At 54.6% G+C, this 11,150-nt stretch carries 9 protein-coding genes; all 9 read left to right on the top strand.

What is annotated here, in order from left to right; all coding sequences use genetic code 11:
* Positions 1-92 precede the first annotated feature (92 nt).
* The 9 genes from AC1RDJ_RS03045 (at position 93) to pseI (ending at position 10,714) form a co-directional block, all read left to right on the top strand.
* Entirely contained in the window at positions 93-1,646 is a 1,554-nt protein-coding gene (locus tag AC1RDJ_RS03045) for a DEAD/DEAH box helicase (RefSeq protein WP_071322152.1), read from the top strand.
* A gap of 1,228 nt (positions 1,647-2,874) precedes the next feature.
* Positions 2,875-3,885, top strand: a complete 1,011-nt coding sequence (gene pseB / locus AC1RDJ_RS03050) for a UDP-N-acetylglucosamine 4,6-dehydratase (inverting) (RefSeq protein WP_071322153.1) — start codon at positions 2,875-2,877, stop codon at positions 3,883-3,885.
* Between the two features lie 9 nt (positions 3,886-3,894).
* Positions 3,895-5,052 carry a UDP-4-amino-4,6-dideoxy-N-acetyl-beta-L-altrosamine transaminase gene (gene pseC / locus AC1RDJ_RS03055; protein ID WP_493026563.1) on the top strand — a complete coding sequence of 386 codons (1,158 nt, stop codon included), beginning with the start codon at positions 3,895-3,897 and terminating at the stop codon, positions 5,050-5,052.
* Entirely contained in the window at positions 5,049-5,951 is a 903-nt protein-coding gene (locus AC1RDJ_RS03060) for an aldo/keto reductase (RefSeq protein ID WP_493026449.1), read from the top strand. Before pseC ends, AC1RDJ_RS03060 begins: the two co-directional genes overlap by 4 nt.
* Positions 5,948-6,718, top strand: a complete 771-nt coding sequence (locus AC1RDJ_RS03065) for a cytidylyltransferase domain-containing protein (protein WP_071322156.1) — start codon at positions 5,948-5,950, stop codon at positions 6,716-6,718. The genes AC1RDJ_RS03060 and AC1RDJ_RS03065 overlap by 4 nt, the downstream gene beginning before the upstream one ends.
* A gap of 9 nt (positions 6,719-6,727) precedes the next feature.
* Entirely contained in the window at positions 6,728-8,017 is a 1,290-nt protein-coding gene (locus tag AC1RDJ_RS03070) for an aminotransferase class III-fold pyridoxal phosphate-dependent enzyme (RefSeq protein ID WP_071322157.1), read from the top strand.
* A complete protein-coding gene (pseG, locus tag AC1RDJ_RS03075; RefSeq protein ID WP_493026450.1) occupies positions 8,014-9,111 on the top strand; it encodes a UDP-2,4-diacetamido-2,4,6-trideoxy-beta-L-altropyranose hydrolase in 1,098 nt (365 codons plus the stop codon). The genes AC1RDJ_RS03070 and pseG overlap by 4 nt, the downstream gene beginning before the upstream one ends.
* Before the next feature lie 5 nt (positions 9,112-9,116).
* Positions 9,117-9,665: a UDP-4-amino-4,6-dideoxy-N-acetyl-beta-L-altrosamine N-acetyltransferase gene (gene pseH, locus AC1RDJ_RS03080; RefSeq protein WP_493026451.1), complete on the top strand. Its 549-nt coding sequence runs from the start codon at positions 9,117-9,119 to the stop codon at positions 9,663-9,665.
* Between the two features lie 5 nt (positions 9,666-9,670).
* Positions 9,671-10,714 (top strand): pseudaminic acid synthase, encoded by a 1,044-nt coding sequence (gene pseI / locus AC1RDJ_RS03085; RefSeq protein WP_083411621.1) that lies wholly within the window; start codon positions 9,671-9,673, stop codon positions 10,712-10,714.
* The last annotated feature ends 436 nt before the right edge of the window (positions 10,715-11,150 follow it).

Consider the following 11,150-nt stretch of genomic DNA (forward strand, 5'->3'; position numbering starts at 1 on the left):
CCATGGCTTGCAAGACGGAGCTGCCCGTGCCCCGAAATGTTGTTTATTGAGAAAGCATGGCTTCCGCAGTGCGGAGGCACACCAGAAAATTTATGTCTGAAACCGAATCGACTCCTACGCCCAGCCCGGCGATCGCCAATGACGCGGCGCCTGCCGCCACAACGGCACCTGTAGCACCTCCTGCCCCCATTGCTGCCCCTACCGTGAGTTTTGCCGATTTTGGCCTGGCCCCGGAGATCCTGCGCGCGCTGACCGAGCAGGGCTACACCCATCCGACACCGATCCAGGAACAGGCGATCCCCGTGGTCCTGCAGGGCCGCGACGTGATGGGCGCCGCGCAGACGGGTACGGGCAAGACGGCCGGCTTTTCGCTGCCGATCATCCAGCTGCTGCTGGCCCATGCCAGCAGCAGCATGTCGCCCGCGCGTCATCCGGTGCGCGCGCTGATCCTGACGCCGACCCGCGAACTGGCGGTGCAGGTGGCGGAAAACGTCAAGGCTTACGCCAAGCACACGCCGCTGCGCTCGACCGTCGTCTTCGGCGGCATGGACATGAAGCCGCAAACCGTCATCCTGCGCGGTGGCGTGGAAATCGTCATCGCCACGCCGGGCCGCCTGCTTGACCATATCGAGCAAAAGAACATCAGCCTGAGCCAGGTGCAGATGCTGGTCATGGATGAGGCAGACCGCATGCTGGACATGGGTTTCTTGCCTGACTTGCAACGCATCATCAACTTGCTGCCAAAACAACGCCAGAACCTGATGTTTTCGGCCACGTTCTCGCCGGAAATCAAGAAGCTGGCCGCGACCTTCCTCAACGATCCCCTGACGATCGAAGTGGCGCGCAGCAACCAGACGGCCGACAAGGTCACGCAAGTGGTCTACAAGGTGCCGGAAGACCAGAAGCATGCGCTGGTAGCCCATCTGTTGCGCCAGCGCGACTTGAAGCAGGTCATCGTGTTTTCGAACACCAAGATCGGCGCCTCCCGTCTGGCCCGCGTGCTGGAGCAGGAAGGCATGAGCGCCACGGCGATTCATGGCGACAAGAGCCAGCAGGAGCGCATGGCGGCGCTGGAAGCGTTCAAGAAGGGCGAAATCGACGTGCTGGTCGCCACCGATGTGGCCGCGCGCGGCCTCGATATTTCCGATCTGCCTTGTGTCATCAACTTCGATTTGCCCTACAACGCCGAAGATTATGTGCACCGCATCGGCCGTACGGGACGTGCTGGCGCCTCGGGCGACGCCATTTCGATCTATTCGGACAAGGATGAGCGCCTGCTGACGGATATCGAAAAACTGATCAAGCAAAGCATCAAGCGCGGCGAGCTGGCCGGTTTCTCGCCCGCCCCTGCGCGCGGCAGCGATGGCGAACGCCGTCCGCCGCGCCGCAGCGAAGGCGGCGAGGGACGCCTTGCGCGTCCGGCCGATAGCCGTCATGGCAGTGAGAGCCGCGACAGCCGGCCGGCCGAACGTAGTGCCCGTCCTGCCTTTGGCCCCGGCGCCCGCCGCGAAAAGACCGATCCGTGGTTCCTCAAGCCGTATGAGCCTGCCAAGGCTGCTGCGCCGGCTGCCAGCAGCATGGCGCCGGTGGCGGCCAAGCCAAAGCAGAAGGTGGCGGCTTTGCTGGGTGGGTTGCTGAAGCAGTAACGTTTGCCAGCATCTGATGCCTGGGGCGGTGCCGTGCCGGGGAGCCGCCGCCGGCTTTTCCCCCGCAGCGTCTTGCTGGCTGAACGGGGCGCAATCGTATGTTATTGGCGTGGCGGGGCGTAGCCGTGATGATTGCGTTGCCGGGCAATGACGGGATCGCAGGCCGGCGAGCGCGGGCGTGTCGACATTGTTGTGTGGTAACGCACGGAAATTATTAATTTCATAATCGGCCTCCGCATAACCGGGCGTATGCAGGGGGCTGCTGGAGTCGCGTAGGGGAATTCTCTTCTGAAGCGCAGCGCATTGCGGCCCTGCTTGTCTGCCTGGCTGTCGGTGCGGCGGTTTGGACGGCCAGGCTTGTCGACGGCAATATGCGACAAATTGGCAGCCAGGGCCAGTATTATAGATACTGATATCGTCCACACTTATGCGCAATTGTGACAAGGTGTAAAACCATAAAATATGCTTCGGTAAGAGGCGCTGCACATATATCATGCAGGCATTAGAAGTCGCTGCTTGACGTGTCGGAGTATTTTGTGTTGTCGAGGATGTGCAGCCTTGCGGCACGGTTTGATGCACTAGCCTGGCTGCTATGCCGCCTGTGGTGCGGGCATGCAGGGCCCGGGTAATGGGCATGTTGCGTTTGCTTAATGTGCAACATCGTGGCGTGCATCGCGGGAGTGTCCGCACATCGCAGGGAATGCTGGGATGATTTTTGGATGTGTTGCTTGCAAAGAAATGCGGCCATGCTTGGCGCGTGAGGTGGGTGTTTTTTTGAAGAGTATTTCGTATTTTTAGCAAGCTAATAATGTTAAAATAGGGTGACTTTTTAAAAAGCAAACAAAAATATTTTTCATTGACATCATTCTGCGCATTTCAACTCCCCCTTGATTTTTCGCCATCATTGATCGCGCAATAATATGCTGGCTAGTTGATTGTCAGAAGTGACTGGCTGTTCTGATGGGGTTCTGAATTACCTTGAACTTGTACGGTTAACATCTTTGAGGCATGCCACCTAGGCATGTTAAATTGTTGCCCTAACCAGGCTAGGGTGGTTGCATGTCCGGCTGAGTCTCGGCCCATCTTTACCCTCTCTTCCTCTTGGTGAGCACAATGTGCTATCGGGTCGCTCTGGTGGATATGGTGCCGGCTTATTAAAGTATTGGCGCCTGTCGAAGCATGTTGCGTTTACTTAACTCGTTATTTTCATTTAATTAACAATATAAAAATGCTCTCAGATAAGTCTATTCTCATTACCGGCGGAACGGGTTCGTTCGGCAAGGCCTTTGTAAAAACCGTATTGGAGCGCTATCCGACCATCAAGCGCCTCGTGGTATTTTCCCGCGATGAATTGAAGCAGTTCGAAATGGCGCATGAGTTTTCGGATGAGAAGTACGCTGGCATCCGCTATTTCATTGGCGACATCCGCGACGAAGCCCGTTTGCGCCGTGCACTCGAAGGCATTGATATCGTGATTCATGCCGCTGCGCTGAAGCAAGTTCCAGCCGCAGAATACAATCCCTTCGAATGCATCAAGACAAATGTGCTGGGTGCGCAAAATCTGATCGAGGCTTGCCTGGATACCAAGGTGCAGCGTGTGGTGGCCCTGTCTACCGACAAAGCTGCAGCGCCGATCAATCTGTACGGTGCCACCAAGCTGTGCTCGGACAAATTGTTCGTGGCCGCCAACAATATCGTTGGCCATCGCGACCTGCGTTTCAGCGTGGTCCGTTACGGTAACGTGATGGGCAGCCGCGGCTCCGTGATCCCCTTCTTCCTTGAGCGTCGCGCGACGGGCGTCTTGCCGATTACCGATACGGCCATGACCCGTTTCAACATCAGCTTGCAAGAGGGCGTGGACATGGTTCTGTGGTCGCTGGAAAATGCATGGGGGGGCGAAGTGCTGGTGCCTAAGATCCCTTCCTACCGCATCACCGATGTTGCCGAAGCAATCGGTCCGGAATGCAGCTTCCCTGTCGTTGGCGTACGTCCAGGCGAAAAGATTCACGAAGAAATGATTACCTCCAGCGATAGTTTCAATACCGTTGACATGGGTCGCTACTACGCTATCTTGCCGATGGGCGCCAAGTATTCGACGCAAGAGTATTGCGATAAGATGGGGGCCAAACTGGTGCCGCCGGGTTTCTGTTACGACAGCGGCAGCAACACCGATTTCCTGACCAAAGAACAATTGCGCGAGTTAATCCAAGCTCACGTCGATCCTACTCACACTGCGTAAAACATGACAATGATTCCTTACGGCCGACAAGATATCTCCGAGGCCGACATTCAGGCTGTAGTCGATGTCTTGCGCTCCGACTTCCTGACGCAGGGGCCGGCAGTGCCGGCGTTTGAACAAGCGGTAGCGGCGTATTGCGATGTGTCCTACGCGGTGGCGGTCAACAGTGCGACCAGTGCCTTGCATATCGCGTGCATGGCACTGGGTGTCGGCCCGGGGGATCTGGTATGGACTAGTCCGAACACCTTCGTTGCCAGTGCCAATTGCGCCTTGTATTGTGGCGCCGATATCGACTTTGTCGACATCGATGCGCGTACCTACAATATGAGTGTCGAAGCGCTGGCGCACAAGTTGGCGCAGGCGAAGCTGGCTGGGCGCTTGCCGAAGGTGGTCATCCCCGTGCATTTGACGGGACAGCCTTGCGATATGGTGGCCATCCACGCCTTGGGCCAGGAATATGGCTTCAAGATTATCGAAGATGCGTCGCATGCCATCGGCGGCAAGTACCGCGGTGAGCCTATCGGCAATTGCCGCTACAGCGATATTGCTGTCTTCAGCTTCCACCCTGTAAAAATCATCACCAGCGCCGAAGGCGGCATGGCCACGACTCAAAGCGCGCAACTGGCGACCAGTATGCAGCAGCTGCGCAGCCATGGCATTACGCGCGATCCTGAGCAGATGACGCATGCGCCTGATGGTGCCTGGTATTACCAGCAGGTCACGCTCGGCTACAACTATCGCATGACGGATATGCAGGCGGCACTTGGCTTGAGCCAGATGGTGCGCCTCGATGATTTCGTGGCATATCGCCATGTCATGGCACGTCGCTATGATGCCTTGCTGGCTGAGTTGCCTGTCATTACGCCTTGGCAGCATCCGGATGGCTATTCTGGCTTGCACTTGTATGTCATTCGCCTGCGGACGGAGTGCTTGACGCAGACACACCGCGCCATCTTTGACGCCCTGCGCGCACAATCGATCGGGGTCAATCTGCATTACATTCCCGTGCATACCCAGCCTTACTATCAGGCAAAAGGCTTCAAGCCTGGGGATTTCCCGGAATCGGAGCTTTATTATGCGCAAGCCATCAGCCTGCCCATGTATGCCACCCTCACGGAAGAGCAGCAAGACCTCGTTATCGAGGCCTTGCGGAAAGCTCTGAAATGAAAATAGGATTGGGCGCGGTACAGTTTGGGCTCGATTATGGTATCGCTAATACGGCGGGCAAGGTAAGCGAAGCGCAAGTGGCGGCCATTCTGGCTGCTGCGACCCAGCTGCAATTGAGGCTGATCGACACAGCGGCATTGTATGGCGACAGCGAGGCCGTACTCGGACGCACGATGTTGCCTGCGGCGCCTTTCGATATCGTCACCAAGACGCCGCAGTTTGCCGGTGCGGAAATGGGGGCGGCGCAGGCGCAGCAACTGGAAGACAGCTTGCACGCCTCGTTGTGCAAGCTGCAAGTCCCCGCCGTATATGGCCTGCTGATCCATCGTGTCGACGACTTATTGTTGCCGGGTGGCGAAATACTGATGGCGCGCATGGCGCTGTTGAAGCAGCGCGGTCTTGTCAGCAAGATTGGCGTTTCCGTGTACACCGGACAGCAAATCGATGCCGTCCTGGAGCGTTTCCCGATCGATCTCATTCAACTGCCCGTCAATGTGCTGGACCAGCGCCTGCTGCACAGTGGCCATTTGCGCAAATTGAAACAGGCTGGTGTCGAAATACATGCCCGTTCCGTTTTCTTGCAAGGCTTGCTGTTGATGGCTCCCAAGGACTTGCCGGCCCATTTTGATGGCGTGCGAGAACACCTGGCCAGCTATCACCGCTTTATTGCCGGACAAGGTTTGACGCCGCTGCAAGCTGCGCTGGGCTTTGTGACGGGCCTGGAAGAAATCGACCGAGTGGTTTGTGGCGTTAATTCCAGCGCGCAATTGCAAGAAATATGCGCGGCAGCCGGACATGTGGCCGCAGGTGCGGCGCTTGCGGGCTATGACGTTTTTGCAATCAACGATGAAATGATCGTCAATCCTGCCTTGTGGCAGCAGGCAAAGGGGAAATCATGATATTGGCAATATTGCAAGCTCGTGTTTCCTCGTCACGGTTGCCAGGCAAGGTACTGAAGCCATTGCTGGGTGAGCCGATGCTGCTGCGTCAGATCGAACGCTTGCGTGATGTACGCCAGATCGATCAACTGCTGGTCGCAACCAGCCGTGAAACCTCGGATGATGCCATTGAGGCGTTGTGCCTGGCCAACGGCATTCCCTGCTTCAGGGGAGAGTTGAATGATGTGCTCGAGCGTTTTCATCAAGCGGCGCAAATGTTTGCTCCTGAGCATATCGTGCGCCTGACGGCCGATTGTCCGCTGACCGACCCGGCGCTGATCGATGATGTTATCGCGTTTTATCTGGCCGGTGATTACGACTACGTCAGCAATAGCGTCGTGGCCACGTATCCGGATGGACTCGATGTGGAAATTTTCCGTGCTGCTTGCCTGGAGGAGGCGTGGCGCGAGGCACGTCTGCCATCGCAGCGCGAGCATGTCACGCCATTTATTCACCAGCAAACTGAGCGTTACAAGGTAGGCGTGTACCGGAACGCCACGGATTTGTCGCACTTGCGCTGGACGGTGGATGAACCAAAAGATTTTGAACTGGTCTCCATGATTTATGAGGCACTGTACAGGGAAAATCAACGCTTTTCCATGCAGGACGTCCTGTCGCTTCTGGAGCAGCGCCCTGAACTAGCAAATTGGAACACCATGCATGTCCGTAACGAGGGATACCAGAAATCTCTCGATGCCGATATCGTACCGACTTCCCCCACACCATAGAGAACTAATATGTCTACACGCTATCAACGCTCTGAAGAGTTATTGGAACGCGCCCTTAAAACGATACCGCTGGGCTCGCAGACTTTCAGCAAGAGCAAAACCCAGTTTCCACTGGGTGTTTCGCCGTATTTCATTCAGCGTGGCAAGGGGAGCCATGTATGGGATGTGGATGGCAATGAATATATTGACTTCATCAGTAGCTTGGCGTCGATCACGCTCGGTTACAACGACGAAGACGTAACCAACGCGGTAAAGGCGCAACTGGATGAGGGCGTGATCTTCAGCCTGCCACATCAGATTGAAATGCAGGTTGCGGAAAAAATCTGCGAAATCGTTCCTTGCGCCGAGATGGTCCGTTTCGGCAAGAATGGTTCCGATGCCACTGCCGGTGCGATCCGCCTGGCGCGTGCGTATACCAACCGCGAACATGTCGCCGTATGCGGCTACCACGGCTGGCAGGACTGGTACATTGGTTCGACCGCGCGTAACCGCGGCGTTCCAGTAGCGACGCGCGAACTGACGCACTCTTTTGTCTATAACGACCTGGCGTCGCTGGAAAAGTTGTTTGCCGACTTCCCTGAGCAGATTTCGGCCGTGATCCTCGAGCCGATGAACGTGTATGAGCCGAAGGAAGGCTTCCTGGCTTCCGTCAAGGAGCTGGCCCACAAACATGGTGCCTTGCTCATTTTCGATGAAACCATCACCGGCTTCCGTTATGCCAATGGTGGCGCGCAAGAGCTGTTTGGCGTCACTCCCGATCTGGCAACGTTCGGCAAGGGCTTGGCGAACGGCTACCCAGTATCGGCCGTTGCAGGCCGTGCAGACGTGATGAAGCTGATGGAAGAAGTCTTCTTCTCATTCACCTTCGGCGGCGAAACGCTGTCCCTGGCGGCCGCCCTGGCCACACTGGAAAAACTGCAGCGTGAACCAGTCGTGGCGACGATCCAGAAGCAGGGGCAGAAGATTATTGATCGCCTCAATGCCATCATCATTGCCAATGAAGCGCAGCATATCATGAGCGTTGCAGGGCATCCGACCTGGAGTTTCGTGCTGATCAAGGATGCTGCCCCTTATACGCAATGGCACATCAAGACCTTGTTCATGCAAGAAATGTTGGCGCGTGGAATATTGACATTTGGTTCACACAATGTCAACTATAGCCACAGCGACAGCGATCTGCAGCAACTTTTCACTGCATATGAAGAGGTCGTTCCTATGCTGGTTCGCGCAGTAAAGGATGGCACGCTGGAAGGAATGTTGCGTTGCAAGCCACTTGAGCCGCTGTTCAAGGTACGATGAACAAATCTATCGTCATTCGCACAGATGCTTCTGTGCAAATGGGGAGTGGGCATGTCATGCGGTGCGCCACGCTTGCTGATGAACTCAGGGCTAATGGCGCCACCGTAACTTTTATTTGCCGAGATCTCCCTGGTAATTATATTGACTGGTTGTTGTCAAAAAAACATGATGTAATTCGATTGGCCTCCCCCGTCGTTAGCAATGGCGAAGGTGGCGATTATCCCCATCATTTACATTGGCTGGGTGTGTCATTGGAGCAGGAGATTGCCGAGGTCAACGGCGTGTTGTCGCAATACCCTGTATTCGACTGCATCATTGTTGATCATTACGCTCTTGAGTCGCAATGGGAGCGGCAGATTTCCAGATTTGCCAGAAAAATGATGGTGGTGGATGATCTTGCTGACCGCCAGCATGAGTGTGATATATTGCTGGACCAAAATTATTATCGCGATATGCAATCACGCTATGATGATCTGGTACCCGAATCATCTATGAAACTGCTGGGTCCTGGCTATGCTTTATTGCGTCCTGAATTTATACGGGCGCGCAATCATTTCAGGCTGCGTGATGGCACTGTACGGCGAATTCTTGTTTTTTTGGGCGGGGCAGATCCTGCCAATGAAACAAGCAAGGTCATTCACGCCCTGCGTATGCTGAAACGTACGGACCTCAAGGTGGATGTGGTCGTTGGTGCCAGTAATCCACATCGTTCCGGAATTCAGGCACTGTGTGAAGAAGATGAAAACTATCAATATCACTGCCAGATAGATAATATTGCAGAATTGATGCTTGCTGCTGATCTGGCGATCGGTGCGGGCGGTTCCACTTTGTGGGAGCGCGGTTACCTGGCTTTGCCGAGCCTGATTATTATTCTGGCAAAAAACCAAGAAATTGCCGCTCGAGATCTGGAAAACATCGGTGCGTTGAAAATAATTGGAGAATCTGGAAAAATATCCAGCCATCAAATTCATGAAGCCTTGAACGAATGCATTGATGAAAAAGATATGCTCTTGAGTATGTCGGAAATCAGCAATTCCTTGGTCGGTCACGGCGCCAAAAGAATTCAGGAAACCATCTTTACCACTTTTTGTTAAAAAATATGCCATCTTTTTCCGACTATAATTTAAGAAAAATCAGGGCCGCTGATTGTGAATTATTGCGCACATGGCGCAATAAGGATAATATCCGGGAAAATATGTATACGGACCATATTATTGGTGAGCTGGAACACAATAGATGGTTTGAAAAGGCATTGCTTGATACTGTTAATCATTACTTTGTTTTTGAGTATAAAGCAAGGCCAGTTGGTTTTGTTTCTTTTACCAAGGTGAATATTTCCGATCGTCGATCTGATTGGGCATTTTATCTTGGCGAGACAGATGTTCCCAAGGGTTCTGGTTCTGCAATGGAATATTTTGCATTAGTGCAAGCTTTTGACGTTTTAAAGTTCAGGAAGCTGTGTTGCGAGGTATTTTCCTTCAATGAATCGGTAATCAATTTACATAAAAAATTTAGCTTCCAGCAAGAAGGTTTTTTCAAGCAGCATACGAAAAAATCTGAATCATTTCAGGATGTCGTGGCGCTTGCCCTGTTCGATACGGAATGGGCTGCTAGTAAAGACGCTCTCTTCAACCGCTGTTTTCGGTGATAACTATGAAAATTAAAGATAGAAATATTGGCTTAGGTCACCCTCCATTCGTTATTGCCGAAATGTCGGGTAACCATAATCAGTCGCTGGAACGTGCACTCGAAATCGTCGAAGCTGCTGCCAGAACCGGTGCCCATGGTTTGAAGATACAGACTTATACGCCCGATACCATGACCTTGGATATCAACGAGCGGGAATTCCACATCAGCGATCCGAATAGTTTGTGGGCCGGCACGTCGTTGTACAAGCTGTATGGCGAAGCGTACACGCCCTGGGAATGGCACGCGCCTATCTTCAAGCGCGCGCGGGAACTGGGCATGATTCCGTTCAGCACACCGTTTGATGATACCGCGGTCGATTTCCTGGAAAGCCTGGAAATGGATTGCTACAAGATTGCATCGTTTGAAAACACTGATTTGCCGTTGATACGCCGCGTGGCGGCCACTGGCAAGCCGGTGATTATTTCCACCGGCATGGCGACGGTCGCTGAGCTCGACGAAACTGTGCGCGCGGCGCGCGAGGCCGGCTGCCGCGACTTGATCCTGCTCAAGTGTACCAGTACTTATCCGGCCACTGCCGCCAATACAAATATCCTGACGATTCCCCACCTGCGTGAACTGTTTGGCTGTGAAGTGGGTCTCTCCGATCACACCATGGGTGTGGGTGTCTCGGTAGCTAGCGTGGCGCTGGGCGCCAGCGTAGTGGAAAAACACTTTACGCTGAGCCGTGCTGATGGCGGCGTCGACAGCACGTTCTCGATGGAACCTGCTGAAATGGCGCAGCTGGTGGTGGAAACCGAGCGTGCCTGGCAAGCGTTGGGAAATGTCGCTTATGGTCCGACCGCGGCAGAGATGAAGTCCCTGCAGTATCGCCGCTCCCTGTATGTTTCGCAGGATGTTAAGGCAGGTGAGGTGTTGACGCGAGAAAACTTGCGCGCAATCCGTCCCGGCCTTGGCCTGCCGACCAAATTCATGGACGTTTTCTTGGGCAAGTGTGTGACCAGCGATGTGCCACGCGGCACGCCATTGTCCTGGGATCTGATAGGCTAGGTGGTCAACTTCATTTGATCATAAACCCGCTTTCCAGGTAACACGACGTCCACGGTTTCCATCGCCTGATTGCTTGAGCCTGCGTTTTCACATCATTATCCATCCGTGGAAATGCTGCTTGTACGGCGTCAGGTAGCTGTATTGCGTGGGCGCCAGCCCGGCGCTGCTGGCGAAGCGGGTTTGCCGGATCAATTCACCGACGCATCCCTTGAACCGTTGACCATACCGTTGGGTGATGGACGGTGTGGCGGCGACAAGCTGTGCTCGATGGCCGTGTTAACGCCACCTATCTCGCGAGGATGCTGCCGCTCGGTTTCTAGTCCTCGACCGTTAGTGTGCATGTTTGAGCGGCCGCCAGCAGGCAGGCCGGAATCGTCCTGCGGCGTTTTATCGCTGGGCCCTGCGTCCGTGCCTTCAATCCGCATGCGCGGCGCGG

It is taken from the genome of Janthinobacterium sp. GW822-FHT07H10, assembly GCF_058798675.1.

What these genes read in the sequence shown, in the direction of transcription:
- AC1RDJ_RS03045 (WP_071322152.1), top strand. Translation starts at nt 93, where the DNA reads ATGTCTGAAACCGAATCGACTCCTACGCCCAGCCCGGCGATCGCCAAT.
- pseI (WP_083411621.1), top strand. Translation starts at nt 9,671, where the DNA reads ATGAAAATTAAAGATAGAAATATTGGCTTAGGTCACCCTCCATTCGTT.
- pseH (WP_493026451.1), top strand. Translation starts at nt 9,117, where the DNA reads ATGCCATCTTTTTCCGACTATAATTTAAGAAAAATCAGGGCCGCTGAT.
- AC1RDJ_RS03065 (WP_071322156.1), top strand. Translation starts at nt 5,948, where the DNA reads ATGATATTGGCAATATTGCAAGCTCGTGTTTCCTCGTCACGGTTGCCA.
- AC1RDJ_RS03070 (WP_071322157.1), top strand. Translation starts at nt 6,728, where the DNA reads ATGTCTACACGCTATCAACGCTCTGAAGAGTTATTGGAACGCGCCCTT.
- pseG (WP_493026450.1), top strand. Translation starts at nt 8,014, where the DNA reads ATGAACAAATCTATCGTCATTCGCACAGATGCTTCTGTGCAAATGGGG.
- pseC (WP_493026563.1), top strand. Translation starts at nt 3,895, where the DNA reads ATGATTCCTTACGGCCGACAAGATATCTCCGAGGCCGACATTCAGGCT.
- AC1RDJ_RS03060 (WP_493026449.1), top strand. Translation starts at nt 5,049, where the DNA reads ATGAAAATAGGATTGGGCGCGGTACAGTTTGGGCTCGATTATGGTATC.
- pseB (WP_071322153.1), top strand. Translation starts at nt 2,875, where the DNA reads ATGCTCTCAGATAAGTCTATTCTCATTACCGGCGGAACGGGTTCGTTC.